The organism is Leisingera sp. ABD4_442 (assembly GCF_056160905.1).
Genome location: NZ_JBSWYB010000012.1, coordinates 89,953 through 116,500, shown reverse-complemented (window position 1 = coordinate 116,500; position 26,548 = coordinate 89,953). Strand labels below are relative to the sequence as shown.

General features: G+C 61.7%; 25 protein-coding genes and 1 tRNA gene. 8 read left to right on the top strand and 18 right to left on the bottom strand.

The window, feature by feature from the left end; all coding sequences use genetic code 11:
- Positions 1–244 (top strand): HNH endonuclease (locus ACXAHG_RS11955; RefSeq protein ID WP_475057548.1); only part of this gene is annotated, 244 nt, incomplete at its 5' end.
- Positions 245–418: 174 nt separating this feature from the next.
- Here ACXAHG_RS11955 and ACXAHG_RS11950 read toward each other — a convergent pair.
- The 7 genes from ACXAHG_RS11950 to ACXAHG_RS11920 form a co-directional block, all read right to left on the bottom strand.
- Positions 419–493: transfer RNA gene (locus ACXAHG_RS11950), tRNA-Gln, on the bottom strand.
- Positions 484–687, bottom strand: a complete 204-nt coding sequence (locus ACXAHG_RS11945) for a hypothetical protein (protein ID WP_475044950.1) — start codon at positions 685–687, stop codon at positions 484–486. The genes ACXAHG_RS11950 and ACXAHG_RS11945 overlap by 10 nt, the downstream gene beginning before the upstream one ends.
- A 105-nt stretch (positions 688–792) precedes the next feature.
- Positions 793–2,724 carry an acyl CoA:acetate/3-ketoacid CoA transferase gene (locus tag ACXAHG_RS11940; RefSeq protein ID WP_475057546.1) on the bottom strand — a complete coding sequence of 644 codons (1,932 nt, stop codon included), beginning with the start codon at positions 2,722–2,724 and terminating at the stop codon, positions 793–795.
- Between the two features lie 229 nt (positions 2,725–2,953).
- Positions 2,954–5,068: a peroxidase family protein gene (locus ACXAHG_RS11935; protein WP_475057543.1), complete on the bottom strand. Its 2,115-nt coding sequence runs from the start codon at positions 5,066–5,068 to the stop codon at positions 2,954–2,956.
- A 207-nt stretch (positions 5,069–5,275) separates the two neighbouring features.
- A complete protein-coding gene (locus tag ACXAHG_RS11930; RefSeq protein ID WP_475057540.1) occupies positions 5,276–7,660 on the bottom strand; it encodes a response regulator in 2,385 nt (794 codons plus the stop codon).
- A 25-nt stretch (positions 7,661–7,685) separates the two neighbouring features.
- Positions 7,686–8,684: a cytochrome-c peroxidase gene (locus ACXAHG_RS11925; protein WP_475057538.1), complete on the bottom strand. Its 999-nt coding sequence runs from the start codon at positions 8,682–8,684 to the stop codon at positions 7,686–7,688.
- A gap of 77 nt (positions 8,685–8,761) precedes the next feature.
- The gene (locus ACXAHG_RS11920; protein WP_475057535.1) at positions 8,762–9,994 is read right to left on the bottom strand and encodes an NnrS family protein; all 1,233 of its coding nucleotides are present in this window, start codon (positions 9,992–9,994) and stop codon (positions 8,762–8,764) included.
- Between the two features lie 244 nt (positions 9,995–10,238).
- Here ACXAHG_RS11920 and ACXAHG_RS11915 point away from each other — a divergent pair, with 244 nt between their 5' ends.
- Entirely contained in the window at positions 10,239–10,934 is a 696-nt protein-coding gene (locus ACXAHG_RS11915) for a Crp/Fnr family transcriptional regulator (RefSeq protein WP_475057533.1), read from the top strand.
- Positions 10,935–11,178: 244 nt separating this feature from the next.
- Here ACXAHG_RS11915 and ACXAHG_RS11910 read toward each other — a convergent pair whose 3' ends face one another.
- Both ACXAHG_RS11910 and ACXAHG_RS11905 read right to left on the bottom strand, forming a co-directional pair.
- Entirely contained in the window at positions 11,179–12,105 is a 927-nt protein-coding gene (locus tag ACXAHG_RS11910) for a YaaC family protein (protein ID WP_475057565.1), read from the bottom strand.
- A 414-nt stretch (positions 12,106–12,519) separates the two neighbouring features.
- Positions 12,520–12,729: a hypothetical protein gene (locus ACXAHG_RS11905; RefSeq protein WP_475044939.1), complete on the bottom strand. Its 210-nt coding sequence runs from the start codon at positions 12,727–12,729 to the stop codon at positions 12,520–12,522.
- Positions 12,730–12,853: 124 nt separating this feature from the next.
- Here ACXAHG_RS11905 and ACXAHG_RS11900 point away from each other — a divergent pair, with 124 nt between their 5' ends.
- From ACXAHG_RS11900 to ACXAHG_RS11875, 6 genes are read left to right on the top strand one after another with little or no spacing between them, the layout of a single operon-like run.
- Positions 12,854–13,306, top strand: coding sequence for a c-type cytochrome (locus ACXAHG_RS11900; protein ID WP_039150931.1), 453 nt, complete (start codon positions 12,854–12,856; stop codon positions 13,304–13,306).
- Between the two features lie 13 nt (positions 13,307–13,319).
- Positions 13,320–14,663 (top strand): cbb3-type cytochrome c oxidase subunit I, encoded by a 1,344-nt coding sequence (locus tag ACXAHG_RS11895; protein WP_475057530.1) that lies wholly within the window; start codon positions 13,320–13,322, stop codon positions 14,661–14,663.
- A 3-nt stretch (positions 14,664–14,666) separates the two neighbouring features.
- Positions 14,667–15,461 carry an AAA family ATPase gene (locus ACXAHG_RS11890; RefSeq protein WP_475057528.1) on the top strand — a complete coding sequence of 265 codons (795 nt, stop codon included), beginning with the start codon at positions 14,667–14,669 and terminating at the stop codon, positions 15,459–15,461.
- Between the two features lie 4 nt (positions 15,462–15,465).
- A complete protein-coding gene (locus tag ACXAHG_RS11885) occupies positions 15,466–17,346 on the top strand; it encodes a nitric oxide reductase activation protein NorD (protein WP_475057525.1) in 1,881 nt (626 codons plus the stop codon).
- A 1-nt stretch (position 17,347) separates the two neighbouring features.
- Entirely contained in the window at positions 17,348–17,521 is a 174-nt protein-coding gene (locus ACXAHG_RS11880; protein ID WP_475044931.1) for a hypothetical protein, read from the top strand.
- Positions 17,518–17,742 carry an NnrT protein gene (locus tag ACXAHG_RS11875; protein ID WP_475057522.1) on the top strand — a complete coding sequence of 75 codons (225 nt, stop codon included), beginning with the start codon at positions 17,518–17,520 and terminating at the stop codon, positions 17,740–17,742. The genes ACXAHG_RS11880 and ACXAHG_RS11875 overlap by 4 nt, the downstream gene beginning before the upstream one ends.
- 126 nt (positions 17,743–17,868) lie before the next feature.
- On the opposite strand, the gene ACXAHG_RS11870 is transcribed toward ACXAHG_RS11875, so the two are convergent.
- The 9 genes from ACXAHG_RS11870 to ACXAHG_RS11830 form a co-directional block, all read right to left on the bottom strand.
- Complete coding sequence (locus tag ACXAHG_RS11870) at positions 17,869–18,117, bottom strand: EF-hand domain-containing protein (RefSeq protein WP_475057519.1); 249 nt, start codon at positions 18,115–18,117, stop codon at positions 17,869–17,871.
- A gap of 418 nt (positions 18,118–18,535) precedes the next feature.
- Positions 18,536–19,678, bottom strand: coding sequence for a M56 family metallopeptidase (locus ACXAHG_RS11865; protein ID WP_475057517.1), 1,143 nt, complete (start codon positions 19,676–19,678; stop codon positions 18,536–18,538).
- The gene (locus ACXAHG_RS11860) at positions 19,668–20,084 is read right to left on the bottom strand and encodes a BlaI/MecI/CopY family transcriptional regulator (RefSeq protein ID WP_475044925.1); all 417 of its coding nucleotides are present in this window, start codon (positions 20,082–20,084) and stop codon (positions 19,668–19,670) included. The genes ACXAHG_RS11865 and ACXAHG_RS11860 overlap by 11 nt, the downstream gene beginning before the upstream one ends.
- 299 nt (positions 20,085–20,383) lie before the next feature.
- On the bottom strand, positions 20,384–20,662 hold the full coding sequence (locus ACXAHG_RS11855) for a DUF2160 domain-containing protein (RefSeq protein ID WP_174148848.1): 279 nt from the start codon (positions 20,660–20,662) through the stop codon (positions 20,384–20,386).
- Positions 20,662–21,459, bottom strand: a complete 798-nt coding sequence (locus ACXAHG_RS11850) for a carbohydrate ABC transporter permease (RefSeq protein WP_475057514.1) — start codon at positions 21,457–21,459, stop codon at positions 20,662–20,664. The genes ACXAHG_RS11855 and ACXAHG_RS11850 overlap by 1 nt, the downstream gene beginning before the upstream one ends.
- An 11-nt stretch (positions 21,460–21,470) precedes the next feature.
- On the bottom strand, positions 21,471–22,334 hold the full coding sequence (locus ACXAHG_RS11845; RefSeq protein WP_475044922.1) for a carbohydrate ABC transporter permease: 864 nt from the start codon (positions 22,332–22,334) through the stop codon (positions 21,471–21,473).
- A complete protein-coding gene (locus ACXAHG_RS11840) occupies positions 22,334–23,428 on the bottom strand; it encodes an ABC transporter ATP-binding protein (protein WP_475057511.1) in 1,095 nt (364 codons plus the stop codon). Before ACXAHG_RS11840 ends, ACXAHG_RS11845 begins: the two co-directional genes overlap by 1 nt.
- A 7-nt stretch (positions 23,429–23,435) precedes the next feature.
- A complete protein-coding gene (locus ACXAHG_RS11835) occupies positions 23,436–24,500 on the bottom strand; it encodes an ABC transporter ATP-binding protein (protein WP_475057508.1) in 1,065 nt (354 codons plus the stop codon).
- A 160-nt stretch (positions 24,501–24,660) separates the two neighbouring features.
- Positions 24,661–26,394: an ABC transporter substrate-binding protein gene (locus ACXAHG_RS11830; RefSeq protein WP_475057505.1), complete on the bottom strand. Its 1,734-nt coding sequence runs from the start codon at positions 26,392–26,394 to the stop codon at positions 24,661–24,663.
- Positions 26,395–26,548: the final 154 nt, after the last annotated feature.

The following is a 26,548-nucleotide window of genomic DNA, read 5'->3' as shown; positions in this document are numbered from 1 at the left end:
ATGCTGGGTAAAAGCCACTCAGGGACGGCCCAAGATGCGGTTCCGGGGGCGGCAGGTAGCAGCGGCGAGGTTCGTCTACTGCGTGCTCAACGGGGCGGTCATCGGGGCGACGACGATGGTTCGGCATCGGTGCGGTAACGAACTGTGCTGTCGGCCAGAGCATCTGATTGAGGGGTCAGCGGCGGATAACAAGCGCGACGACTGGGATCATTGGGCAAACGGTGTGGACTTCAGCTTGCTCTAACCTGTGGCGGTGGCCTCCAGCGATCTACTGGGAGCCTCCCGATCCACCCTGAACACCCGTTCTGAAGCCGCCAGCAGCACGCCAACTCACCCGCAAAACACTGGGGCCGAAACCGGGGGCCTTTTCGGGGCTAACGGGTGCGCCGGGTGCTTGTTTTCTTGATGTCAGGAAAATTGGCTGGGGTGGTAGGATTCGAACCTACGGTACACGGTACCAAAAACCGCTGCCTTACCACTTGGCTACACCCCATCGGTGAGGCGCTGTCTAAAGTTTGTTGCGGGGGGGTGCAAGAGGGTTTTTGAAAAAAAGTGCAGTTCTTTTCCATGCCCCCTGAAAAACCCAGCCGGAGCAGTGGCACAGGTCCCGGAGCCGGGGCGTTCAATGCCGGAAATCAAAATGAAATGAAAGATTTGGACGGCCATTTCCATAAAGGGGATACTCATCGCAAGGCTCCTAGATGAGCGCTGTCCCGGCGTGATTGAACAGGCCGGGGCAGGGGGGCAATCAATGGCGAAGCCCGTTGCCTTACGGGGCAGGAAGAGGCTGTTTCAAGAGCCCCAGATCGCCTGATGTGCTTCCTCGCCGCTTTCGAAGATATGCGGCTGGACGCTGCGGCTTGACAGCTCGCCCTGCATCTTCAGGCGCATGAAGGCACTGGTGGTGTAATGGGCAATCGACTCGCTATTGTGCTTTAGAAGCTGCCCGACTGTGGCCGCATAGTCGTCCTGCAGATCTTCGGCGATGCGGAAGCCGTTCTGGTTCATCACCATGCTTACACCAGTACCGCTCTTGGCGTAGGCTTCCTGCAGCACCCGGTCCAGATCCTCGATGTCACGCTTTTTCTTGACGCTCCAGCCTTCTAGGTTGAGGAACATGGTGTGGCGGGCGGCGTCATAGGTGACGCGTTCCGACAGGTTGAGGTTCAGCAGGTCATTCATCAGCCCCATTGGCTCGTCGCGGAAAATGCGCGGGTCCATTTGGGTGACGTTCTCGATGATCGGCTTGAACTCCATCTGGTCCAGAATATCGCGCTGCAGGTCGATGCCCGGGGCGATCTCAATCAGCTCTAGCCCCTTGGGGGTCAGCTGCAGCACGCAGCGTTCGGTGACATAAAGCACCGGCTGCGAACGTTTCGAGGCATAAGGCCCGGAAAAGGTGATTTGTTCGATCAGGCGCACGAACTTCTTGTTGCGGCCCTCCTGGACGATACGTAGCTGGCCGTCCTCGACCGCAACCTTCAGCCCGCCAGCGGTGAAAGTGCCGGCAAAGACCACGGCGCGGGAGTTCTGCGAGATGTTGATGAAGCCGCCGCAGCCGTTCAGGCGGCCGCCGAAGCGGGAGGCGTTGACGCTGCCCTCGGCGTCGCATTCGGCCATGCCGAGACAGGTGAGGTCCAGCCCGCCGCCGTCGTAGAAATCGAACATCTGGTTCTGGTCGATGATGGCGTCGGCATTGGCGGAGGAGCCGAAACTTGAGCCGCCTGCCAGCACCCCGCCCACCGCGCCTGCCTCGGTGGTGAGGGTGATATAGGGAGTGGCCTTTTCTTCGTTGGCCACGGCCGCCACGCCATCGGGCGCGCCGACGCCGAGGTTCACAGCACCGTTGGGCGGCAGCTCAAAGGCGGCGCGGCGGGCAATGATCTTGCGCTGATCCAGCGGCATCTTGGCGATGCCCTCAACCGGGACCCGGATTTCGCCCGACAGGGCCGGATTGTGCTGCACGCCATAGTTCATCCGGTGCATCTCCGGGTCATCTGCGACGCAGACACAGTCCACCAGCAGGCCGGGGATCTTCACGTCTTTGGGCTTGATCGAACCGTCCTCGACGATGCGTTCCACCTGGGCGATGACGATGCCGCCGTTGTTGTGCGCGGCCATCGCCTGGGCCAGGCAGTCCAGTGTCAGCGCCTCGCGCTCCATGCTGATGTTGCCGGAGCGGTCAGCACTGGTGCCGCGGATGAAGGCGACGTCGATCTTGGTGGCTTTGTAGAACAACCATTCCTCGCCATCCACTTCGTGATAACGGACGATGTCTTCCTTGGTCACCTTGTTCACCTTGCCGCCGCCATGGCGCGGGTCGACATAGGTGTGCAAGCCAACCTTGGAGAACAGGCCGGGCTGGCCTGCTGCGCAGGCGCGGTAGAGCTGCGAGATCACTCCCTGGGGCAGGTTGTAGCCGCAGATCTTGTTCTCCTGTGCGGCTTGGGCGACTTTGGGCATCCGGCCGAAGTTGCCGGCAATCACCCGGCGCAACAGGCCATCATGATGCAGGCGCCCGGTGCCCAGGCCCTTGCTGTCGCCCGCACCTGCGCACATGATCAGTGTGAGGTCGCGGGGGGCGCCTTCGGCCACGAAGCGCTTTTCCAGTGCCGCGTGCAGCATTTCCGGAATGCAGCTTTGCACAAATCCGGTGGTGGTCACGACATCCCCGTCCCGGATCAGCGCCATTGCTTGTTCGGTTGTGGTTGTCTTGTCTTTCATGGCGGCGCGTCCTCCCCGATGCCTGTCGCCTCCCGCGCGGGCTGGGCAGCCTTGCGGAAATCTGATCGGGCATTTTAGGCGCTGCGCGATTTCCACCTGTCCGCTGATTGCGTCAGCGAATGAGGGAGTTGCGACATCCATGCTGGCTGGGTTGACGTAAGTTTCCTATCGGCGGCTGCCTGTTCTTGAAGGAGGGCGTGGTGCGCTGCCGCCCGCCGGAGGCGCCGGGTCAGAGCAAGCTGTCGCCGCCGTCCAGCCACGCCGCCAGGCTGACATCCTCCAGCAGCACGGACCAGTCCCTGCCATCGGACAGCAGCAGCCCGGCAGCCTGTTCCTCAATCTGCAGGACGTGCCGCATCGGGCCGGTGACCTTGATTTCATCCAGGCCAGGGGTGAAGTCGGTGATGGTGTCGTTGCCGGTATGACGGGTGCGGAACAAAAAACAGTCGCCGCCGGTGCCGCCCGTCAGCAGATCATCCCCAATGCCGCCGGACAGAGTGTCAGCGTGCTGTCCTCCGTTCAGCGTGTCGCGGCCGCTGTTGCCGGAGAGATGATCCTTGCCGCTGCCGCCTGACAGAAAATCATCCCCCTGGCGTCCGCTCAGCCTGTCCCGCCCGCTGCCGCCGGTCAGGGCGTCGTGCCCGTTTCCACCGCCAAGGCGGTCGCTTCCGCTCCCGCCGCCCAGCACGTCGTGGCCTGTTCCGCCGCTCAGGTAGTCCTCTCCCCTGGCGCCCTGCAGCGTATCATCGCCACGTCCGCCTTGCAGATCATCACCGCCAGCGCCCCCGAAAAGAAAATCATGACCACCCCGGCCATGCATGAAGTCCCGTCCCCCACCCCCCTGCAGCGCGTTGTCCGCTCCAGAGCCGACGGTCCTGTCCATAACGGCAAAGACCTCCTTTTGCAGGACACCGGTATCCGTGTTGCGCAGGACAATATCGGACAGTCTGGTTGCCCAAAGTGTTTTCAGCTCGCCGGCGGGGATGCCGTCCCGTGACTGGCTCCAGAATGGATCGCCATCGCGCAGGCGGGTGAACTGGTCCGCCATCACAATGGAAAAGGTCTCTCCCAGCAGGCTGCCGACGGCCGGGTCCTCGGCCAGGCCGCCGATCCATGCATCCACCAGGGCGACGTCGCCATAGGCCTCCTCCAGACGGGTGGCAAGGGCCGGGTCCGCGGTGATATCTGCAAAACTTTCCGCCATATCCAAGCCAAGCGCCTGGCGCAGGCCGTTGTAGCTGGCAACCCCCAGGTCGCGGCCGCGCTGGATGTTGAGGGCGGCCAAATCCAGTCCGCCTGCACCAGGCGCACCGAACAGGAAGGAGCGCACATCCTCGACCACTTTGGTGTCGACGGCCTCCGCGGCCTGTCCAGCAGCGCCGCGCAGGACGTTTTCCATCATCCCGTCCCGGCTCACCAGATGCGGCTGAAAGAAGACGTCCCGCAGGGCCAGCGGATCCAGCCGGGTTCCGTTTTCCGATACCAGTTGCAGGCTGGCTGGAAGCAGAGTGTGCCCCAGCCGGTAAACGGCCGTTGAAAATTCGATTGCGATGCCTGGGTTCACTCCCGCTTTGTACCCGTCATACGCGTTAATGGCAGCGGGCCCGAGCAGCACGGGCAGAAACTCCTTGAAGGTTACCGCTTGAACCAGAGCTTCGACCCGGGCGCGGGAGGCTTCAAACAGCTGATCATCGGTCAGGCCTGGATCCCTGAGGGCAAGTTCGGCCGCCAGGCGGTTGTGTTCGCGGGTAAAGAGCGTGTGCATCGACGACAGTGCGACATTCTCGGCGGCGCGCACGTCACCGGTGAGGAAGCCGTGGCCCTCCAGCAGCAGATGATTGTCCTGGGTCATCTTCAGTCTGCCGCCGTCCGCCCGCAATGCTGCCAGGGTTTCTGCAGTTGAGCCATAGATCATCGACGCGTCAATATAGGCCGTGATCTCGTTTATGTATGCGCCGTTTTTTTGGTCGACCCGGGTAAAGGGGATAACCGCCTGTCCAGTGCCTTCAGGATCAAAATGCGGATCGCCCGCGGGCACAGGAATATCCGCGCGGGTGGTGTGCCCTTCGCTGGTCAGTGATAGATCATGATCCAGGAACTGTCCCCAAATCCACAGAAAATCAGAGGCCCCGGCGCTGTTCGGGAGGCTGCCGTCCTGCACCGACAGGATGTTTGAAATGTCGCGCGGATTGGGACGGTGTTCTCCGGCCATTTCGCCGCCGGCTCCCAGACCACTGGGTGCCATATGCAGAAGGTTTGTCCCGGTTGCGCCCCAGTCCGGGTTTTCTGAATGTGTTAATACCCCATCGGCAGGGCGCGCGGCCCCGATTTGCAAAACGGACATGTGATCCCCCAATCACTCATTACTTTCACCAAAGCTGCCAGCGTGCGGCTGCTCCGCCAATTGAGCACCACGATGGCAGGCGCCTGAAAATCTCCGGAACTGGTAAAGTCCTGCCGGACTCAGGCAGAACTTCAGTCTATCACGAAACCGTGTGATTTTGTGATGTTTCGTGAATTCAGATAGGGCAAAGGCCGGAATCTGCTTGTGTCAGGCCTGCCGGACATGTGTGGCGGCGCTGTCGGATGCCGGGCCATTGGTCCATTTGGCAATGTGTTCCAGCAATTGCTGTTTCCGGACCGGTTTCGACAGAAATCCAACCATCCCCGCCGCGCGGCACGCGGCTTCGTCGGAACTCAGCACATTGGCTGTCAGGGCCAGGATAGGGCAGGGCGGATGCCCGTTCTCCTGTTCCCAGGCCCGCAGGCGCCGGGTGGCTTCCAGCCCGTCCATCACCGGCATCGACATATCCATCAGCACCAGATCAAAGCTTTGGGCTGCAAAAGTGTCCACCGCCTCTTGCCCGTTGCTGCAAATGGTTAGCTGAACGCCAGTGGGAGCCAGCATTTTCTTCAGGACCAGCTGATTGGTCCGGTTATCCTCAGCCACCAGCAGGCGCAGGTGGCTGAACCGGTTCGCGTCTGGCGCAGCCTCTGCCTGCTGCACAATGGGGGATGTTGCGGGCGCGGCGCCAGTGCTTAGCGCGTCCTGCAGGGTTTGCAGCAGCAGCCTGTTGCGGGCCGGCTTCATCAGGACGCGCAAAGTCTTGCACTCTTTGAGCGCTTCATAGGCCGAGAGCATCTGGCTGCCCGCGCAAAAGACGATGGGCAACTCGCGACAGCCGGGCAGTGCGTGCAGGCTCCGGCACAGGTTCCTGGCCTGCTCCAGCGGCAGGCTGGTTTCGACCAGAACAAGGTCGGGCGGCTGGTTTTCCTTCGCCATGGTTGCGACTTGTTCCAGCAGGCCGGCCATGCTGCGCGGGGCCAGAGTCTCAGCCCCCCAGTAGGCCAGTTGGCGCAGCCGCACATCCCGTGCAACCGCAAGGTCGGCGGCTACAGCCACGCGTTTTCCGGCCAGCGGGCGGCGGGGCAATTGTGCTGGTGCTGCAACCGGAAGCGTCAGGCACACCGTGAAACAGGACCCTTGGCCGGTCTGCGAGACCACATCGATCCGCCCACCCATGGCCTGTGCCAGGCGCGAGGAGATGGCCAGGCCCAGGCCGGTGCCTTCAAAACGCCGGGCAGTGGTGCTTTCCACCTGTTCAAAGGCATGGAAAATCTGGCCGATGCTCTCTTCCGGAATGCCGACGCCGGTATCGCGGACATCTATACACAAGGGAATTCTGTGAGAGGCATCATAGTTGAGCCGAATGCTGATGTGGCCTTCCAGCGTGAACTTCACAGCGTTGCCGACAAGGTTCATCAGAATCTGGCGCACCCGGCCGCTGTCACCGATAAAGACGGCCGGGGTATTCTCCGGGATGTCGATGCAGATCTCCAAACCCTTGGCAGTGGCTGAGGGCGACATCAACGTGGCTACATCATAAACAACATCGCGCAGGTTGAAGGGCTGTTCCAGCATCTGGGTTTTGCCGGCTTCCAGCTTGGAAAAGTCGAGAATGTCGTTGACGATGCGCAGCAACGCCTCAGAGGATGCGAGGATGGTCCCGGTACAGGACTGCTGTTCAGGTGTCAGGCTGGTTTCATTCAGCACTTCCGCCATCCCGAGGACCCCGTTAATCGGGGTCCGGATTTCATGGCTCATCGTAGCCAGGAATCGGGACTTTGTCTCAGTTGCGGCCTCGGCTCGGGTTTTTTCCTGCTGCAAGTGTTCGGCAATGCGCTTTTTTTCCACCAGGCTGGCTTCCAGGGTGTCCAGGGCGGTGAAGACGGCAGAGATTTCACCCGCTTCCTGTTGCGGGGCAGGCTGCTCCCGGCTGGCAAGGCGCCGCAGTTTAGATGCGGCCACCTGCATCGCCTCTGAAATGGCATGCGCCTTGCGCATGGCAAAGATCAGCGCGGCGGCCATCAGCAGGGCGGTGCCGGTGAGGCCAAGAATGAAGATCCGGGACAGCGCCTGATTGGCTGCTGCCACGGCCTGTTCCGCGTGTGAAGCGGCCAGCCGGGTCACGGTCTCCGCCTGCTGGGTGACCGCCTCGCTGCTCATCATCAGGGCGCTGAGAGTGGGTATCTGCTGGGCAGGTTTGATGCCCAGCAGAATAACTGCCATCTCGCACCATTCCGTCAATGACTGGTTGAGCGTTTCAGCAGAACTGCGCAGGTGCCCCGGCAGTGGTTGTTTGAGAAGGGCGTTCAGGTCCCGGTTGATGTTGCGAAGGTGGGCTTGAAACTGGCTGGCGGCTTCATCCTGGGGGATCAGCCGGGTCATTGCCAAAACGTCCTGTGCATAGGATTGGGCCGCGGTGATGCCGGCGCTGACGCTGCTGGTGCGGCGGGTCACCTCCAGCGAGGCCTCAAGCACCGCATCCTTGCGCCCCGAGGCATAAGTCGCCATGCCGCCTACCAGAAACGCGGCCAGCAAAGCCGCAACCGCAATAACCAGAACCGGCAGGACGGTGGAGCGCTTGATGTTCATATATGGCCCCTTTCAGCAGCGCGCATCAATTGGCCGGCAGGATCGGGGTTGGAACATGAGACTCGGTATCCGTCAGGGTCTCCAGAAAGGCAATTAGGTCTGAGATTTCGTCTTCGCTGACAGAAAAGCCAGCGATATCCGGGCTGCGCCCGGCTTGGGCAGATCCCCCGCTTGCGTAATGGCGGATGACTGCCCGCAGCGATGGCAGGGAGCCGTCGTGCATATATGGCGCCCGCAGTGCGATGCTGCGCAGCCCCGGCGTCTTGAAACGGTAGTTCAGGTCCGGGTTTCCAGGTGCTGCGCCGCCGCCGCCCAAGTCGTCGGTTGGCATGCCGATATCATGAAGCTGATTGTCAGTGAACATCCATCCTGTATGGCAGGACACACAGCCCGCCCGCCCGGTGAACAACTCAAAACCGCGCTTGGCGGCCTCAGGCACGGCGGTGTCATCGCCATCCGTCCAGCGGTCGAATTGTGCGACCCCGCTGACAATGGTGCGCTGATAAGTTGCGAGCGCTATGAGGACTGTTTCCTTGCCAATACCCCGCCCGGGGAACAACCGTTCGAACCAGGCACGGTAGTCCGGCACCGCACTCAGCCGGGCGGCAATACCGGCGAAGGTCGCGTTCATCTCGTCCGCTGCAGTGATCGGGCCGACGGCCTGTTCCTCCAGGCTGGCTGCGCGCCCGTCCCAGAACAGGGGGGTGATCCAGGCAGCATTCAGCAAGGTCGGAGCGTGGCGGCGCACCGGTGTGTTCCCGGCGCCAATCGCCTTGGGCACGGGGGTTTCCCAGCCAAAGGATGGATTGTGGCAGCTTGAACAGCTGATGTTCTGCCCGCCGGACAGGCGGGGATCAAAGAACAGCATCTTGCCCAGCGTGGCGATCTCGCGGTTATAGGGGGCTGTTTCAGGAAAGGGCACGGTTGAAGGGCGTTTAAAATTCTCGAGTCCGGCGGCATTGGCCAGGCTCGAAACGGCCCACAAGAGCAGCGGCACCACAGCGGCGGCAGCTTTCCACTGCATTCGTGACCTCCTCGTTCTATCCAGTTCCTAGTTACCCGGAATGGCATTCTCTGAGAAGGCCGTTAAAAATACGTGAGCTATGCGCGTTCTGCTGCGGCCGGGGAAGACTGGGGGGCGGCTGGTTTGCCGGACACCTTTTTGGGACCAAGGCGCTGCGAGACCAGCCAAGGGCCTGTTTTCAGAACCATCAGGGCAAAGCTGGCTGTCCACAGCACGCCCGAGGCCAGGATCCCGTCCCAGCCGGGCATCAGCTCAGCACTGCCCGCCAGACGCAGGGCGGCCGCTCCCAGCAGCAGCATGAAGGAGACTGTCAGCGCCGGGCCTGCGACCAGCGGGCGACCGCTGTGGCCCATGGTGGCCCGCATCATCACCGCAAGCGTCATGCCGCCGATGGCGCCGATGCCCAGGATATGCGCTGCGGCAGCGGGTTCGGTCTGGCCAAAGGGCACGCCGCCCGCTGCAATCAGCCCCGCCGGCACCAGCGCATAGGCCAGGTGGAGCATCAGCAAAAGCGGGTCGGGCAGGGTGGCAAGGCCGCGCCAGCGCCCCAGCCGCACCGCGTGCAGCAGGCCGGCTGCCAGCAACAGCGCGCCGCTGACGGCGGCCCAGGGCGCCGCGGTCCAGGCCACCAGCGCCGCTGCGCCAAAGACCAGCGCTACGGCGTCGAATTTGCCAAAGGGCACCGGCATTTTTTCCGCCCCGTGCTTGGCCAGCCAATTGCGGGTGAAGCTTGGGATGATCCGGCCGCCGATCAGCATGATCAGGAAGATCAGCACCGCAATGCCCAGCCGGCGCGAGACATCTGCCGCGCCCTCGGTCATCGCCTCGATGTGGAAGCAGGCATTTGCGGCGCCCAGCAGGGTAACCGGCACCAGCACCTTGAGGTTGCGCCAGTTCTCACCGGCGATGATCTCGCGCGCGATCATGGCAATCACCGCGGCCAGGAAGCCGCAGTCCGCAACCATCACCCCCAGCGCCGGCAGCCCCAGCCAGCCCGCCGCAGCCAGCCGCCCCAGCAGCCACAGGACGGACAGCAGCGCCAGCGGCAGGCCGCGCGCAGGCATCCGCCCGGTCCAGTTTGGCACCGCGGTGAACAGAAAGCCCGCCACCACGGCGGCGCCGTAGCCAAAGATCATCTCGTGAATGTGCCAGTCAGGCGGCAGGAAGGGACCTGAATACTCCAGATTGCCGCGCCAGATCAGCAGCCAGACAGGCACCGCCAGCAGGGCAAACAGGCAGGCACCCAGGAAAAACGGCCGGAAGCCGAAGGAGAAGAGAACAGGTCCGGTATAGTCGGTTCGCGCAGCCATCACGGCCTCCTAGCGTCCAGGCAGATGAAAGGCGGGCGGCACTGGTCAGGTGCCGCCCGCCGGTCCGGCGCAAGGGACGCAATCTTTTGCCGGACCCTCTGGATCAGCACCGGCGGGCAGGGGAGAGGGAGTGTCCCCTGTTTCTGGAATTTCCCGTTTTTCCCGCACGGTTGTTTCCTCTGGCTTCACTATGCGATAACGGCGGGGGTATCTCTTTGTCCTTCAGCAAACTTGCGGTGCATTCTTGTCCAAGCTCGACGAAAGCCTCCTGACCGGGCTGCCGCCCTTCAGCCTCCTGGAACGCGGCCAGATCCGCGAAATCCTCGATCAGGCACTGCCCAAGAGGTATGACGAAGGCGCGGAGATCTTTCACGAAGGCCATGACGCCGAACGCTTCCACCTGCTGCTGGATGGCTACATCCGGGTGGTGAAGACCACCGAGGGCGGCGAGCAGATCATCGCGCTGCACATTTCGCCGGGCCAGCTGTTCGGCATCGCGCCGGCGCTGAACCGCGACACTTATCCGGCCACCGCCATCGCCGCCTCTGAATCGCTGGCACTGTCCTGGCCGGTGCGGCTGTGGGGGGAGTTCACCGCCAAGTACCAGGGCTTCGCCACTGAGAGCTACAATACCCTGGGCCAGCGGCTGGGGGAGATGCAGACAAGGATCACCGAACTGGCGACGCAAGCAGTAGAGCAGCGGGTGGCGGCAGCGCTTCTGCGGATGGTGACCCAATCGGGCCGCAAGGTGGAGGAGGGGATCGAGATCGCCTTCCCCGTGACCCGCCGCAATATCTCCGAAATGACCGGCACCACGCTGCACACCGTCAGCCGTTTGTTGTCGGCCTGGGAGAAGGACGGCATCGTGCACTCCACGCGCAAGCACATCGTGGTGACGGCCCCGCACCGGCTGGTTGTGCTGAGCGGGGCACAGGGGTAGGAGCGTTTCTGCCGTTCGCTACCGTCGCAACTTTTGTCGGCCCGTACGGCCAAATTGATAAGAAGTAAACTCAGCAAGATCGCGACTACTGAGATGGCTAGATGCGCAAGACGGTCCAGAGCTGCCTCTCCGAACATGAAAGCAAAACTTCTATTGCCCCAACGCAAGATGATCGAGCCTAACTTTCAACATAATTGGCTCTTCTCTCTCAGAGCGTCAACACGGCCTAGAGTGTCGAAAGTTTTTAGTTTTGTGTAAGTGAGTTGCCGTTGTGGATGCCGGGAACATGGATTTCCTGACCTGTGATCTCACATGCGATCTCATCTAGAAATTGAGTGGGTGCTGATTTGATGAATTCAGCGAGGATCCAGTTGCGCTGCGTGTCTAGAATGCGCGATAGGCGAATAGGGTCGTACCGAGAGAGCTCGCTAAGGCGATGCATCGCTGCAAAAATCATGGTTGGGGCGTGGCGATCCACAGTGACCAAACTAGAATGCCTTCTTTTTAAATACCATCGATCTGCACCCGCCACATAAGTCAAGTTGCGCCGCAACTTTTTGTGGTAATTTGTTAGCCTGCCAAGGTTCGCACGCTTTTCAGAGGTTCCGCTCTTCCATCTGAAGCGTTGCTTCTTGCGAACTACCAAATCGCTCGGGAATGTGGGGTTCTTCTGATAGCCCAGTGGAAGTGTCGCCAGAACTCGTTTGTCATCGAACCGAGCTTCCATCCCGAAACTAATCCAAGCTTCAGTTGAGCCCCGAGCCTTCACAAAAACAGGTTCAAAGGCAGAGAAAAAGTGAAAAGGCTCACTGTATGAAAGGCAGTAGGCCCTGTGGACAAAAGACATGTTCCCAAGAAGTTCTTTTAGCGTATAAGTTCCATTTCTTTCGTCTCCATAGTAAGTGATAAGTGCCGGTAAAACACCGCTTGTCTTTATCGTTATTTGTTCATTGGAGAGGCTTGCTTTACTTGCCGTTTTCTTTCCAGACACACCGTGGAGGTCAGAAAAAGATAGTCCCTTTGACGCCAAAAGCGCCTTTGTGGCGTTCAGGAAGCAATAGTATAGTGTTAGTGGTGATGCAGTAACAGGCAGCCCAAGAGATGCTCTGTAAAACTCTCGTGCCTGCTGCCAATAAAACTGGGCATCTGTAGCTTTTGCGTTCCGCCGAATCCATAGGTCGACATAAGATCCATAGATCTGAGGTTAGAACCTTTTCATCTTTCCAGGCCGGATTTACAACTGCACGCCTCAAAAGAAGCGGCTTTCTATCTATTGTGATTAATTCGTGCGCCAAGCTTCTGGTCTCTATGAAAACCCTAGAAAATAAACACGCGGTTTGAGTGGGGTCAAGGGCCGCTTCTCTCGGGTACTCTCTCTTTACGGAAACTCTTCATAAATCGTGTAGATCGTAGTTATGGGGTTCTTGTAGGGCAACTAGAAGCAATGGTCTTCTCAGTTCATCCTGAATGTGGCTAAGTGGCAGTCGGCTTAAGGTCGGCAGCAGCCTACTGAACATGCAGCATCTTAGCGAAGCATCGACGGCTGCAACAGGGTCGGCAGGGGTCACTCCCGCCAAAACGCGGGCTATGCCCCCATCATCCCCCGCAACTCCTTCCGGAACGCCATCTCCTCCAGTCCGTATTCCTCGCACGCATCAATCAGCGTGTGAAACGGCGCGATCGGGCAGCCGGGGCAGAGCATCTGGCGGTTCATAAACTCGCCCGCGCAGGCGGGCCAGTGGTGGAACAGTTCCGAGAGCGGCAAGTCGGGATCGTCGAAATCGGGGCGGCGCATGGCGTGTCCTCCTTTTCCTGCATTTTGCGTGCAGCAATGAGGCAGGTCTTTGCGCTTGGACAATATTCGCGGCGGTGCGCGGGTTTAGGCAGAACCCATCCGCAACTGTACTCAGGACCGCGATATGTCAGAGATACTTACCAAGTCGCGGGCCAGGAACGTGTTCTACGGGGGCTCCTTGTTCTTCGTCGTCGTGTTCGTGGCCATGACCGCGCACAGCCACCGCTTCATCGTCAACACATCTACCGCTGGCATGGAATTGACCGACGAGGTGCGCCAGGGCAAACACGTGTGGGAGCGCCATTCCTGCATCAACTGCCACACGCTGCACGGCGAGGGCGCCTATTTCGCACCGGAAGTGGGCAACGTGATGACCCGCTGGGGCGTGCTGGATGATCCGGAAGGCGCCTATGAAATGCTTGACGGCTGGATGAAATCGCAGCCCTCCGGCGTCGAGGGGCGCCGCCAGATGCCGTTCTTCGACCTGACCGAGGAGGAGACAAAGGCCTTGTCCGAATTCCTGCGCTGGGCGGATCAGACCGACACCCAGAACTGGCCGCCGAACGACGCGGGCTGAGGGGAGAGAAACAATGAAATATCAATCTCAAAAAGTGGCCTATGCCTATTTCATGGTGGCAATGGGCCTGTTTGTCATTCAGGTTCTGGGCGGTCTGCTGGCCGGCTGGATCTATGTCTGGCCTAACACGCTGAGCGAGCTTTTGCCGTTCAACATCGTGCGGATGCTGCACACCAACGCACTGATCGTCTGGCTGCTGCTGGGCTTCTTCGGTGCTGCCTATTATCTGATCCCCGAGGAATCCGAGCGTGAACTGTTCTCGGTGAAACTCGCCTATATCCAGCTGGCCATTCTGGTCGTCGGGACGCTCGGCGCGGTGGGGTCCTATCTTGTGGGCATCCATGGCGGGCGGGAGTTCCTGGAACAGCCCCTGTGGGTCAAGTTCGGCATCCTTGTTGCGGCGGTGATCTTCCTCGTGAACATCTCGCTGACCGTGCTGGCAGGCCGCAAGACCGCGATCACCAACATCCTGCTGATGGGCCTGTGGCTGCTTTCGCTCCTGTGGATCTTTGCCTTCATCAACCCGGACAACCTGTCGCTCGACAAGATGTACTGGTGGTTTGTTGTCCACCTCTGGGTGGAAGCCACCTGGGAACTGGTGATGGCCGCCATCCTCGGCTACCTGATGCTGAAACTGACCGGCGTCGACCGCGAGGTGGTGGAGAAATGGCTCTATGTCATCGTCGCCCTGGCCCTGTTTTCCGGCATCCTCGGCACCGGCCACCACTTCTTCTGGATCGGCACCCCGGGCTACTGGCAGTGGATCGGCTCGATCTTCTCGACCCTGGAAGTGATCCCCTTCTTCGCGATGATGAGCTTTGCCTTCGTCATGGTCTGGAAAGGCCGCAAGAACCACCCGAACAAGGCCGCTCTGCTGTGGTCGCTCGGCGCCTCCACCGTAGCCTTCTTCGGGGCCGGCGTCTGGGGTTTCCTGCACACGCTGCACGGGGTGAACTACTATACCCACGGCACCCAGATCACCGCCGCCCACGGCCACCTGGCCTTCTATGGCGCATATGTGGCGATGAACCTGGCGATGTTCACCTATGCGATGCCGCAGCTTAGGAACCGCGACCCCTATAACCAGGTGCTGAACATGGCGTCCTTCTGGCTGATGACCGGCGGCATGGCCTTCATGACCTTCGTGCTGACCTTTGCCGGCACCATCCAGACCCACATGCAGCGCATCATCGGCGACTACTACATGGATGTGCAGGACCAGCTCGGCATCTTCTACCTGATGCGTCTCGGTTCCGGCGTTGCCGTGGTCCTCGGCGCACTGCTGTTCATCTATGCAACCGTCGTGGTCCGCCGCGAGATCATCAAACCCGGCCCCGCGGCCGTACCGGGAGAGTAAGCCATGAACGCGATGAACATGCCTTCCGTGCCCTTCTACCGTCCCGCAGGCGATGAATGCACCGTCTTCGAGATGGCCCAAGCCAACGGTCTGCCCCTTCTTCTGAAGGGGCCCACCGGCTGCGGCAAGACCCGGTTCGTGGAACATATGGCAGCCCGGCTCGGGCTGCCCCTCCACACCGTTGCTTGCCACGACGACCTGTCGGCCGCTGACCTGATCGGGCGTTACCTCTTGAAGGGCGGCGAGACGGTCTGGACCGACGGCCCGCTGACCCGCGCGGTGCGCGAAGGCGGCATCTGCTACCTCGACGAGGTGGTCGAGGCCAGGAAGGACGTGGCGGTGGTGCTGCACCCGCTGACCGATGACCGCCGCCGCCTGGTCATTGACCGCACCGGCGAAGAGCTGGCCGCGCCCAAACCCTTCATGCTGGTCGCGAGCTACAACCCCGGCTACCAGAACATCCTGAAAAAGCTGAAACCCTCGACCCGGCAGCGCTTCCTGTCGATCGGTTTCGACTTCCCGGAAGCCTCTGCCGAAACCGCGGTTGTTGCGTCTGAGAGCGGGCTGGACGAGGACCGATCCGCCGCGCTGGTGCGGCTGGCGGGCCATATCCGCAAGCTTTCCGGCATGGATCTTGAGGAAGGCGTTTCCACCCGCCTGCTGATCTACGCCGCTACGCTGATCGCCAAGGGCATGAGTGTCGAGCGCGCGGTCGAAGCCGCCATCATCGAACCTCTCAGCGACGAGGGTGATGTGCAGCAGGCGCTGCGCGACCTCGCCGCCAGCGTCTACGGGTGAAGCCATGATCCACGCGCGCGACCTGCTGGAACCCGAAGAAACGGTTGGCAACCTGTGGCACGGCATGGCCACGCGGATCGGCGCCGCTGAGGAGGGCACCGAGCACACCGTCCGGTTCGAGGACATGCGGGCCAGCGTGGCGGCGCTGTTCCGGGCGCTGGGCGGGGCCGGGGGCGTGGAGATCCAGGCGGCGCCGGCGGTGCTGTCGGACCACCGTCCGGACCGGCTGCGCCGCATCGGCACCCCTCGGGAAATGGTGCATGTGGCCAGTTTCGACGGCGAGCGCCTGCGCCTGCCGCCGGAACTGGCTGTCTTCCCCAGCCGGGAACTGAACCGCCAGGCCTATCTGTGGCTGGCTGCAATGGCCGCCGTGATAGACCTGCCGGAGCGCCTTGAGGACCGCTATCAGGCCGACCAGCTGGAGATCGCCGCCAATGCCCGCGCCGCGGACAAGGTGTTTGCCGCCTGCCCGGGGCTGCGGTCTGCCTATGGCGCCTTCTGCGCCCATACCGCCGGAACCCGCAAACGCAGCGGCCTGCCGCGTTCCGAAGCGCGGATCGAGCGGATGGTGCTGGATCAGATCGGCTCTGCCTGCCGCATCGCCGAGCCCTGCACCTGCACCGCGCCGCGCGGCTACCGGAGCTATCAGCCGGTGCCGTTCTGGCTGCGCTTGTCCGTGCCGCAGGCGGGCAGGGGGGCCGCCCCCGCTGCGGATGAGGAGATGAAAACCCCGGGCCTTGCGATCTCCAGCCGCAAAACGGCCAAGCGCCAGGATCAGGACCAGACCCGGCGCAAAGACAGCTTCATTGTCCACCGGTTCGAATCCATCCTGTCCTGGGCCGAAAGCCTCAACATCAACCGCATGGTGGATGACGATGACAACGAAAACGCCCAGAAGGCGGCAGAGGATCAGGACAGCCTCACCCTCTCGCAGCACATGAAACGCGCCGCCTCGCGGCTGCGGATCTCGCTGGACCTGTCGCCGCAGGACGCCGAGCACGAACGGCTGGCAGGCCAGTTCTCCTATCCCGAATGGAACCACCGCCTGGGCAAGCACATGCCCGCCCACACCCGGGTGCTGGAGGCCGAGGCCGCACCTGCCGGCAGCTTTCAGCCCGACCCGCGGCTGGCCGCCCGGGTGCGCCGCCAGTTCGCGCCGCTGCACCCGCGCCGGGTGATGCTGCCCCGGCAGCTGGACGGCGATGAGCTGGATCTGGAAGCGGTGGTGAAATCCCACGTCGATCTGGCCTGCGGCCAGCAGGGTAGCGACCGGGTCTGGCAGGCCAGCCGCCCGATGGCCCGCGACCTGAGCGTGGCGGTGCTGATGGACTGCTCGCGCTCCACCGAAGCAACCGTCGGCGACCGCCCGGTGATCGAAACCGCCCGCGAGTCGCTTGCGGCCCTAGCAGGCGGCATCGCCACTGCGGGCGACCGGCTGGGCATCTGGGGCTTCTCCTCCCTGCGCCGCGACAGGGTGTTCCTGACCCGCGCCAAGGGCTTTGAAGACCCTATGTCGGAGGCAGTCACAGCCCGCATCGGCGGCTTCAAGCCCGGTCACTACACAAGGCTTGGCGCCGCAATCCGACACGCCTCCGCCCAGCTGGCCGAAGAAAGTGCTGAACGCCGCCTTCTCTTGGTGCTGACTGACGGCAAACCCAACGATCTGGACCACTATGAGGGCGTGCACGGCATTGAGGACAGCCGCATGGCGGTGCGCGAGGCGCGCGCCCTGGGCCAGTCGGTGCATGGCGTGGTGATCGACGCCGACGGCCAGGACTGGTTTGCCCGCATCTTCGGCCGCGCGGGGTTCACATTGCTGCCCGACCCGGACCGGCTGCCGCGCGCACTGCCGGAAATCTATCAATCCCTGACAATGGAGCACTGAGATGAAACGCATTCTCTCCTTCGCCCTGCTGGCACCTTCCACCGTCTTTGCTGCCACTTTTGAACGCCCGATTCCGCAGCCGCAGACCGAAACCGCAGAGTTCTGGTTTCTGGTGGGCTCCATCGCGCTGATCGTCAGCCTGGGGTTTGTTCAATACTTGGTCAGCCGGCGATGACACCGCAGCCCTCCTGGCGGCTGCTGACGGCGCTCTACCCGTTCGGGGCAGGGGCTGCAGCGGTCAATATCTTCTTTGCCTCGCTGATTGCCAGCTGGATAGGCTGGCGGGTGCTGACCCCCTACGAGTCGGTGGCTTGGGGCCTGCTGCTGGGTTTGCCAATAACCTATGTCTTTGCCCGCCATATTGAGCGGTTGAAGCAGCAGGCAGACGGCGGTTGAACTGCGGGTGCGTCACAGAAAACAAGGCCCCGCTTGGCGGGGCCTTGGCACTCTTTACCATCGGCAGGGACATCCAGTGGCAAGGCGGCCCTGTGTCGGGGGGGGGAGAGCCGCCTTGCCGCGGTTTCAGCCAGCCGCTGCCAGCAGGCCGGCATCCGCCGCTGCTTTAACCTCGGCCAGGTCAGCCTCGCCATCGGAATTGGCATCAATGGTGGCAAAGGTTTCCGCGGTCAGGTCCGGGAAGGCAGCCTGCAGCTCTTCCAGGGAATAGGTGCCGTTGCCATCGGTGTCGGCTTCGGTGATGGACTCCATCGCAGCCAGCGGCGCGGCGGACAGAACAGCAAAAGCGGTGGCGGTCAGCGCGAATTTTTTCATGTGAGACACTCCATTCTATTGTTTGGTTTTACTTGCGGCCACGGTGTTCCGCGTGCCGTGGCATAGACCTACGGTGTGCCTTGGGGCGGTGCTATCCATTTGACTTAAGATGGTAATTTCAGGCGCCTAACTGCCTGAACGCCGTTGTTTGTTCGGCGCTTTGCTGCCCTTGCGGCAGGCTGGTCCTTTATCCGCCCAAGATCCGGGCTGTGTTTTGCAGAATTCTGCCTGCTCTTGCCCGGGAGATGCCCGAAACCTTGAAAGAAGGCCGAAGCGGTCATCGGGGCGGCTTGGAGAAGCGATGGAAATCCCGCTGACGGAAGCTGGTGCCCGATGTATGGCAACGGCCCGGATTCAGAGGCTGCAAAAGCTGGCGCAGGGGCGCGGGATCGAAGGTGGCCAGGCGGTGCTGCCGGGCCTACTGTGAGGCGACTGCAAAGCCGCCATTCAAGGCGCTGACAGCAAGCTCCGGGGTGCTGCTGCGGGTTGCCATCCGTTCCAAATTGACGATGGTGGACAGCATGATGCGGTCGTGGCTCCAGTCGCTCGGCCGCTGCAGCAGCATTGCTGTTGCAAGCACCACCCCTGCCATCGCCAAAGAGACAATAGCCCACCCTAGCGAATTGGCCCCCTGAGGCTGAACCGCGGTCACAGCAATGATGCGGCGCTGCAGCGACACGCCGCGGCGGGTTTCGCGGCGGTCCACAAGGGCCACCGCGGGGCTGCGGCGCATGAACAGGGCCGGGCTGCGGGCCGCATGGGCACAGGCGCGGATCAGGCATTCGCAATAGGCGCGCGCATCGAAACCGGGCCGTGCCATCAGCGCCTGGTCGCAGGCAAATTCACGCAGCAGGCGCACTTCGCGGCGCCACAGATAGAATGCCGGATTCCAGAATAGGGCAGGGCGCAGCAGTTCCAGCAGGAACTCGCATTCGATGTCACGCTGGCGGAAGTGTTGCAGCTCATGGGCGACGGTCAGGCGCAGGTCGCTCGGATCATTCAGCAAGTCCGACGGCAGCACCACATAGCGCTGCAACAGACCCCGGGTCGAATAGGCAACCCGGATATTGTCAGAAACCAAAAGCTGCACCCGGCCGATGCGCTTCCAGACAAAGGCACCTGCCAGATTCTGGCGCAGACGGAAAACAGAAGCTGCCACATGGGCGAGGCAAATCAGCGCCCCGGCGGCAAAGGCTGCGGCAATGCCCTGAGCCCACAGAGGCTGCAGATTGGTGAGGCCGCGCACAGCATCCTCACGAAGGCCCAGCACGGCCTCAAACCTTCCGGCGCTCATGCCGACATTGCCTTGCAGGTATTGCGAGACCAGCATGTCGGAGAAATTCGGCGGATGGGCGATCACAAAATGGGTAAAGGCCAGGATCAGCGCCGGCGAGACGGCAAGTAAAACGGTCATCCCATTCAAAAGCCGCAGCTGCGGCTGGTAGGCCCGCCCCAGCGGGCTGCGTGTCAGCAGCTTGCGGGCGCCAACCCAAAGCGCCGCGCCTGCCAGCAGCAGGATATTCAGATCGATGTAGGCATTCAGCAGAACATCAGCTTGCATTGTCCCCCAACCTTTCCTCCAAGAGCGCCCGCATCTCCTCGAGCATCTCGTCGGTCACATCCTCATCATCGACCAGCCGGGCGACCAAAGCCGCCGGTGCACCGTTGAAGAGCTTGCTCGAAAGGTTTTTCAGAGATGTTTTCTGGTACTCTGCCTTGGGAACGGCAGGGCGGTAGACCAAAGAGCGGTCCTTGCGCTCGCTGGTGAGGAAGCCCTTCTGTTCCATGATCTTGAGAACCGTTGCCACCGAGGTATAGGCGCGCTCCTGCGCCTTATTCAGCTCAGCCAGGATATCACGCACGGTGCCGCCGCCCATGTCCCAGACGACGGTCATGAATTCCAGCTCAACCTCGGTCAGCAGGGAAGAGTCGTGTTTCTTGCGCATCGCCTCGGCAGTCCGGCTCATGTGATCGTTCCAGTTATGCTAGGGGAAGCAGGCTTCCGTGAAAACTATTTTTTTAGAAGATGCGCGGCGGCGGGGCTCTTGTTGTCAAAATGTGCGCTGCCGCGAGAGTCTACTCAGCAAGGGGCGGGGTGAGGTGCCGGTCCCAAGGGCACTGCTTGGCGCACCGGTTCAGGGTCTTGGCTGAGAAGGTCTTGAAGGGCAGCTTTGCCTTCAAGGCCTTTCACGATTGTGTTTTGGTTTCGCGCGTCAAGGGCAAGCCGCCTTTGGCGGGGCCTGCGGCCCCCTTGACCCGAAGGGCATCAGACCTTCCAGAAGCAGAAGATGCCCCAAGCAATCGACAGCCCCAGCGGCCACCATAGCGGCATCCCCACCAGGCCGAGCCAGGCCAGGAAGATGTAGGAGGTGCCCAGGAGGCTGATGAACAGCCGGTCGCCGCGGGTGGTGGTGAGGCCGAGCACGCCTTTCCGGGCATCGCCGCCGGGGTGGCGGATCTCGGCGATGATCAGCACACCGATGGCGCTGAAGATGCCGATGAATAACAGGGCAGTGGGCCAGGTCCAGGCCATCCATGAAAGCATTACACCCTCCCCATCGCGAAGCCTTTCGCGATGTAGTTGCGGACGAACCAGATCACGATGGCGCCCGGAATGATTGTCAGAGTTCCCGCAGCTGCCAGCAGTCCCAGTTCATAGCCCGCGCTGGAGGCGGTCTTGGTCATGGTGGCGGCAATCGGCTTGGCGGCGACGGCGGTCAGAGTTTTCGCCAGCAGCAATTCCACCCAGGAGAACATGAAGCAGAAGAAGGCCGCTACGCCCACGCCCGCTTTGATCGACGGGATGAAGATCGTCGCAAAGAAGCGCGGGAAGGAATAACCGTCAACGAAGGCGGTTTCGTCCAGCTCCTTGGGCACACCGCCCATGAAGCCCTCCAGGATCCAGACTGCCAGCGGGATGTTGAACAGGCAGTGCGCCAGGGCCACCGCCAGGTGGGTGTCGAACAGTTCGACGGCGGAATAAAGCTGGAAGAACGGCAGGGCGAACACCGCGGCAGGCGCCATCCGGTTGGTCAGCAGCCAGAAGAACAGCTGTTTGTCGCCCAGGAACCGGTAGCGGCTGAAGGCGTAAGCCGCGGGCAGCGCCACCGCAATGGAGATCACCGTGTTGATCGACACGTAGGCGATCGAGTTGATGTAGCCCCAGTACCAGCTGGGATCGGTGAAAATGGTCTTGTAGTTGTCCAGCGTGAAAGTCTGCGGGAACAGCGAGAAGCCCGACAGGATTTCGTTCGTCGTCTTAAAGCTCATCGCCACCAGCCAGTAGATCGGCAGCATGAGGAACAGGATATAGACGATAGGGACGATGGATCGTTTCTGCATGTTCCCCTCCCTTAGTTCAGGTCGTCCTTGGTCATCAGCGTATAAAACAGCCAGGAGACCAGGAGCGTGATTGCGAAATAGATGAGCGACATGGCAGCAGCGGGGCCGAGGTCGAACTGGCCAAGCGCGATTTTCACCAGGTCGATCGACAACAGCGTGGTGGAGTTGCCGGGGCCGCCGCCGGTCAGCACGAACGGCTCGGTGTAGATGTTGAAGCTGTCCATGAACCGCAACAGGATGGCAATGGTCAGCACCGTTTTCATCTTCGGCAGCTGGATGAACCGGAACACCGCCCAGTTGGAGGCGCCGTCGATCTTGGCCGCCTGGTAATAGGCGTCGGGGATCGACACCAGGCCAGCATAGCTCAGCAGCACAACCAGCGAGGTCCAATGCCAGACATCCATGGTGACAATCGTCACCCAGGCCGCAACCGGGTCCTGCGTCATGTCATAGGAGATGCCCAGAACGTGGTTCAGGAAATAGCCCAGCAGGCCGATATCGGGCAGGGTGAAGATGTTCCACATCGCGCCGACAACGTTCCACGGGATCAGCATCGGCAAGGCCATCAGCACCAGGCACACCGGCACCCAGAACCCCTTGCGCGGCATAGACAGGGCAATGGCGATGCCCAGCGGCACCTCTATGATCAGGATCAGGAAGGTGAACAGGAACTGGCGGCCAAGAGCCGCGTGGAAGCGGTCAGAGCGCAGGATCTGCTGGAACCAGTCCAAGCCCTGCCAGAAAAACACGTTGTCGCCAAAGGTCTCCTGCACCGAATAGTTGACCACTGTCATCATCGGGATCAGCGCGTTGAAGGCGACCAGCAGCAGCACCGGCAGCACAAAGAACCAGGCTTTCTGGTTTTCGGTTTTCATCAGGCCGCTCCTTGTTCGTCTGCAGCAGGGGAAGTGGCAATCCAGCCGTCCACATAAAGCCGCGTCATGTCCTGACGGAAGGTCAGATGCACGGCGCTGCCTTTTTGCGGCGCGACGCCTTCAGTGACGGCGTTGATGCGGCAGCCGCCGGCCGCGCATTCCACCACTGTGTGGCGGCCCACGTCAGACACCTTGGTGACGGTGGCGGGCAGGCCCGCATCTGCCAGCGAGACAAATTCCGGGCGGATGCCGATTTCGGTCCGGCCGTCTGCCGCGCCTTCGACGGGGCCTTCCAGCGCGATCTGCTGGCCCGCAAACACGGCGGCACCATGCTGCAGCTCGCTAGGCAGGATGTTCATGCCAGGCGAGCCGATGAAATGACCGACAAAGGTATGCGCGGGGCGTTCGAACAGCTCCACCGGCGTGCCGATCTGCACTACTTCGCCCAGCTGCATCACCACTACCTGATCGGCAAAGGTCAGCGCCTCGGTCTGGTCGTGGGTGACGTAGATCATCGTCGCCTTCACCCGTTGGTGCAGCTCCTTCAGCTTGCTGCGCAGTTTCCACTTCAGGTGCGGGTCGATCACAGTGAGCGGTTCGTCGAACATCACCACATTGACGTCTTCGCGCACCAGGCCGCGGCCCATGGAGATCTTCTGCTTGTTGTCGGGGCTAAGGCCGGCCGCCTTCTGGTCCAGCATCTCCGTGACTTCGAGCATTTCGGCAATTGCCATCACCCGCTCGCGGACGGTGGCCTCGTCCCGGCCGCGGTTGCGCAGGGGAAAGGCCAGATTGTCGTAGACCGTCATGGTGTCGTAGATCACCGGGAACTGGAACACCTGGGCGATGTTGCGCTGGTCCGGGGGCAGGGCGGTGACGTCCTGGCCGTCGAACAGGATCTGGCCCTCGGACGGCACCAGCAGGCCGGAGATAATGTTGAGCAGGGTGGATTTGCCGCAGCCCGAGGGGCCGAGCAGCGCATAGGCGCCGCCGTCGGTCCAGTCGAGGTCGATTTCCTTCAGCGCGTAGTCCGAGTCGGACTTCGGCGTCGAAAGATAGCTGTGGCGCAGTTTGGAGAGAGTTATTTTAGCCATTGATGCCTCACGCCGCGCGGCTGCCGTCGGGGGCAAAGAAGTATGCCTGCGCGGGATCCATATAGAAATCGTGCAGCTCACCCACGCGGTAAGAGTGGACGCCGTGGGCCAGAGAAACCCAGCTGCCGGAACCCATGTCGAAATGGGCGGAGCTTTCGGAGCCGGAGAGCTCGGTCACCTGCACCTTGCCCGACAGCTGCACCTGAGCGCTGTTCTTGACGACGGGCAGCACGTGGTGCGGGCGGATGGCGATGGTGTAGGTGCCATCGGCCAGCCCGGCGGCAGCGCCGCTCAGCTCCCAGGTGACACCGGCGCCCAGGCGCGCCATGCTGCCCTGCTTGGTTATTTCGGCGGTGTTGATCGGCGGGTCCGAAAACACCCGTGCGGCATCGACGTTGCCGGGGTTGCGGTAGATCTCGGCGGTGGGGCCGAACTGGGTCACCCGCCCGTCGGCCATCAGTGCGGTCCTGCCGCCCAGCAAGAGCGCCTCTTCCGGTTCGGAGGTGGCATAAACCACCACCGCGCCGCGGCCGGCAAACAGCTCTGGCAGCTGGTCGCGCAGCTCCTCGCGCAGCTTGTAGTCGAGGTTGGCCAGCGGCTCATCCAGGAAAACCGCGCGGCTTTCCTTGGCAATTGCACGGGCCAGGGCGCAGCGCTGCTGCTGGCCGCCGGACAGCTCATGCGGGCGGCGGTGCAGCATCGGCTTTAGCTGCAGGATTTCTGCAGCCTCTTCGACCCGGCCGGCAATTTCCGACTTCGCCATGCCTGCCACTTTCAGCGGCGAGGCGATGTTTTCGAACACCGTCATATGCGGGTAGTTGATGAAGAACTGATGCACCAGGCTGATATTGCGCTTCTGGGTGCTAAGACGGCTGACATCCTCGCCATCCATCAGCACCTGGCCGCTGGCCATCGGGTCCAGGCCCGCCATCAGTTTAATGAGTGAGGTCTTTCCGGAGCCGGTGGCGCCCAGGAGGACATTGAAGTGACCGGGTTCCAGCAGCAGCGAGGTTTCCTTGATGTGCTGAATGGCGCCGACGCGCTTGGTCACGTCTTTGAGTTCGAGTGCCATCTTGCTTTGACTTTCCGGCAGGCGGCCTGTTTGCGCACCGGGATCCGGCGCGCGCGGTCTTTGGGGGGAAGAAGGCCCCGGAAGACGGGAAAGGGTCTCCGGGGCCTGTTTCAGCCCGGCCAGACGATGGGGAGGTCTGGCCGGACCGGGAGGAGTTGCTTTACTCGGTTGCCCAGCGGGCAACCAGCTCGTCGTAGTTGACGGTCTGGCCCTGCGGCTTCTCGTTCTCCAGCGGCGGCTTGGCGCCGCCATTGGCGTACCACCACTCCGCGTCTTTTTCCTCATTCAGGCGCGGGCCGCAGCCGCCATAGACATTCGCCTGCTCATCCGCGCGCTGCATCCGGGCCATGGTGATGTCCATTTCTTCAGCCAGACGGTCCATCGCTTCCTGCGGGGTGAAGGCGCCGGAGTTCACGTCGCCGATCTGCTGCCACCAGATCTGGGCCAGCTTCGGATAGTCCGGCACGTTCACACCGGTCGGCGACCATGCCACACGGTCGGGCGAGCGGTAGAACTCGACCAGGCCGCCCAGTTTCGGCGCGCGCTCGGTGAAGCTTTCGTGGTTCACGGAGCTGTCGCGGATGAAGGTCAGACCCACATGCGATTTCTTCACGTCCACAGTCTTGGAGACCACGAACTGGGCATAGAGCCAGGCAGCCTGAGCGCGGTCCAGCGGGGTGGACTTGAGGAAGGTCCAGGAACCCACGTCCTGATATCCGACCTTCTGGCCTTTTTCCCAATAGGGCCCGTGCGGGCTGGGCGCCATCCGCCACAGCGGGGTGCCGCTCTCATCGACGGTGTTGTTGCCTTCGGATTGCGGCTTCACCATGTCGGCGGTGAAGGCGGTGTACCAGAAGATCTGCTGTGCCACATTGCCCTGCGCCAGTGCCGGCAGCGACTGGTAGAAGTCATAAGACGCAGCACCCGGAGGCGCGTATTTACGCAGCCATTCGTCCCACTTGCGGATCGCATAGACCGCCGCCGGGCCGTTGGCGGCACCGCCGCGGCTGACGCTGGCGCCCTGCGGGTTGCAGCTGCCTGCTTCCATGCGGATGCCCCATTCGTCGATCGGCACACCGTTCGGTTCACCCTTGGAGCCGGCACCGGCCATCGACAGCCAGGCATCGGTCATCCGCCAGCCGAGGTCCGGCGCGCGCTTGCCGTAATCCATGTGGCCATAGATTGCGGTGCCGTCGATTTCCTTGACCTGCTCGCTGAAGAACTCGGCGATGTCCTCATACGCGGACCAGTTGACCGGGACGCCCAGGTCATAGCCGTATTTTTCCTTGAACGCGGCCTGCAGGTCTTCGCGGTCGAACCAGTCCTTGCGGAACCAGTAGAGGTTCGCGAACTGCTGGTCGGGCAGCTGGTACAGATCGCCATCCGGGCCGGTAGTGAACTGGGTGCCCATGAAGTCACCCAGGTCCAGGCCGGGGTTGGTCACGTCCTTGAACTCGCCCGCCATCATGTCGGTCAGGTTATAGGCCAGCTGCAGGCGCGAGTGGGTGCCAATCAGGTCGGAGTCATTGACGTAACCGTCATAAAGATTCCGCTTGGTCTGCATCTGGGTCTGCACCGCCTGGACCACTTCGCCCTCGCCCAGGATCTGGTGGTTCACCTTGATGCCGGTGATTTCCTCAAATGCCTTGGTCAGCACCTCGGATTCATAACTGTGCGTCGGGATGCCTTCCGACAGCACGTTGATCTCCATGCCCTTGTAAGGTTCCGCGGCCTTGATGAACCACTGCATCTCCGACAGCTGTTCATCCTTGGTCAAAACCGATGGCTGGAACTCTTCATCAATCCATTTTTTGGCCGCCATTTCGTCGGCATAGCCAATTGAACCCGCAACCACCGCACAAACGGCTGCTGCGGACAAAAGATACTTACGCATCTTTTCCTCCCTGAAAGTCTATTAAGGCCAGCTGTGCATTGGCTGCATCTGACTGGCATAGAGCTTTCATAGGTTGGATTATGTTGTCAAACTAATTTTTTAGTAATGCGTATCATGTTGAAATGTATTAATTAATACCCTTGTCACAGGGCAA

Coding starts and splice junctions, on each gene's coding strand:
- ACXAHG_RS11830 (WP_475057505.1), bottom strand. CDS start 26,394: ATGCGTAAGTATCTTTTGTCCGCAGCAGCCGTTTGTGCGGTGGTTGCG.
- ACXAHG_RS11835 (WP_475057508.1), bottom strand. CDS start 24,500: ATGGCACTCGAACTCAAAGACGTGACCAAGCGCGTCGGCGCCATTCAG.
- ACXAHG_RS11890 (WP_475057528.1), top strand. CDS start 14,667: ATGAACGCGATGAACATGCCTTCCGTGCCCTTCTACCGTCCCGCAGGC.
- ACXAHG_RS11840 (WP_475057511.1), bottom strand. CDS start 23,428: ATGGCTAAAATAACTCTCTCCAAACTGCGCCACAGCTATCTTTCGACG.
- ACXAHG_RS11870 (WP_475057519.1), bottom strand. CDS start 18,117: ATGAAAAAATTCGCGCTGACCGCCACCGCTTTTGCTGTTCTGTCCGCC.
- ACXAHG_RS11940 (WP_475057546.1), bottom strand. CDS start 2,724: ATGAAAGACAAGACAACCACAACCGAACAAGCAATGGCGCTGATCCGG.
- ACXAHG_RS11905 (WP_475044939.1), bottom strand. CDS start 12,729: ATGCGCCGCCCCGATTTCGACGATCCCGACTTGCCGCTCTCGGAACTG.
- ACXAHG_RS11930 (WP_475057540.1), bottom strand. CDS start 7,660: ATGAACATCAAGCGCTCCACCGTCCTGCCGGTTCTGGTTATTGCGGTT.
- ACXAHG_RS11865 (WP_475057517.1), bottom strand. CDS start 19,678: ATGCAAGCTGATGTTCTGCTGAATGCCTACATCGATCTGAATATCCTG.
- ACXAHG_RS11935 (WP_475057543.1), bottom strand. CDS start 5,068: ATGTCCGTTTTGCAAATCGGGGCCGCGCGCCCTGCCGATGGGGTATTA.
- ACXAHG_RS11875 (WP_475057522.1), top strand. CDS start 17,518: ATGACACCGCAGCCCTCCTGGCGGCTGCTGACGGCGCTCTACCCGTTC.
- ACXAHG_RS11895 (WP_475057530.1), top strand. CDS start 13,320: ATGAAATATCAATCTCAAAAAGTGGCCTATGCCTATTTCATGGTGGCA.
- ACXAHG_RS11860 (WP_475044925.1), bottom strand. CDS start 20,084: ATGAGCCGGACTGCCGAGGCGATGCGCAAGAAACACGACTCTTCCCTG.
- ACXAHG_RS11845 (WP_475044922.1), bottom strand. CDS start 22,334: ATGAAAACCGAAAACCAGAAAGCCTGGTTCTTTGTGCTGCCGGTGCTG.
- ACXAHG_RS11945 (WP_475044950.1), bottom strand. CDS start 687: ATGAGTATCCCCTTTATGGAAATGGCCGTCCAAATCTTTCATTTCATT.
- ACXAHG_RS11925 (WP_475057538.1), bottom strand. CDS start 8,684: ATGCAGTGGAAAGCTGCCGCCGCTGTGGTGCCGCTGCTCTTGTGGGCC.
- ACXAHG_RS11920 (WP_475057535.1), bottom strand. CDS start 9,994: ATGGCTGCGCGAACCGACTATACCGGACCTGTTCTCTTCTCCTTCGGC.
- ACXAHG_RS11880 (WP_475044931.1), top strand. CDS start 17,348: ATGAAACGCATTCTCTCCTTCGCCCTGCTGGCACCTTCCACCGTCTTT.
- ACXAHG_RS11885 (WP_475057525.1), top strand. CDS start 15,466: ATGATCCACGCGCGCGACCTGCTGGAACCCGAAGAAACGGTTGGCAAC.
- ACXAHG_RS11900 (WP_039150931.1), top strand. CDS start 12,854: ATGTCAGAGATACTTACCAAGTCGCGGGCCAGGAACGTGTTCTACGGG.
- ACXAHG_RS11850 (WP_475057514.1), bottom strand. CDS start 21,459: ATGCAGAAACGATCCATCGTCCCTATCGTCTATATCCTGTTCCTCATG.
- ACXAHG_RS11855 (WP_174148848.1), bottom strand. CDS start 20,662: ATGCTTTCATGGATGGCCTGGACCTGGCCCACTGCCCTGTTATTCATC.